This is a genomic window from Blautia sp. AF14-40 (genome assembly GCF_003479665.1).
GTDB classification, from domain to species: domain Bacteria; phylum Bacillota; class Clostridia; order Lachnospirales; family Lachnospiraceae; genus Fusicatenibacter; species Fusicatenibacter saccharivorans.
In genome coordinates this window covers 388-1,052 of record NZ_QUHK01000106.1, presented here as the reverse complement: position 1 = coordinate 1,052, position 665 = coordinate 388, and the positions used below count along the sequence as shown (strand labels likewise).

At 50.4% G+C, this 665-nt stretch carries 1 protein-coding gene; it reads right to left on the bottom strand.

All coding sequences use genetic code 11. The features are described 5' to 3' along the window. Positions 1-665 (bottom strand): recombinase family protein (locus DWW13_RS18530; RefSeq protein ID WP_442857780.1); only part of this gene is annotated, 665 nt, incomplete at its 3' end.

Genomic DNA, 665 nt, shown 5'->3' with positions numbered 1-665 from the left:
GGGTCTTTCTTTTCCCATTTGGTGCGGGTATTGCGAAGCCCCCGTTCCCGGTTCCACCATGTGGGGCAGGGGATTTTTTCTTCCTCCAGCCGTCTGCGGATATAGTTCGGACCATGACCGTTCAGGGCATATCCGAAAATCAGTCGCACAATCGGGGCGGTTTCCTCGTCAATGAGCAGATGGTTTTTGTCCTCCGGGTCTTTCCGATACCCAAACGGGGCAAGACACCCGGTAAACTGTCCTTTCTGCGCTTTCAGAAGATAAGAGGAATGGACTTTCTTGGAAATATCCTTGCTGTACATCTCGTTCAGGATATTCTTGAACGGGGCAATATCGTTGTTATCCCGCAGGGTGTCGATACCGTCATTCATGGCGATATAGCGGACACCGTTTCTTGGGAAAAAGTCCTCAATCAAATGCCCGGTTTGCAGATAGTTACGCCCCAGTCGGCTGAGGTCTTTCGTGATGACAAGGTTGATTTGCCTGCGCTCAATGGCTCTCAACATTCTCTGTAAATCAGGACGCTCCATATTAAGACCTGTGAAGCCATCGTCCTGATAGACTGCCACAACCTCCCATCCCTGCTTTTCGCAGTATTTTTCCAGCATATCACGCTGGTTTGCGATACTGGCACTTTCGCCTTGCAGGTCATCGTCCTTTGACAG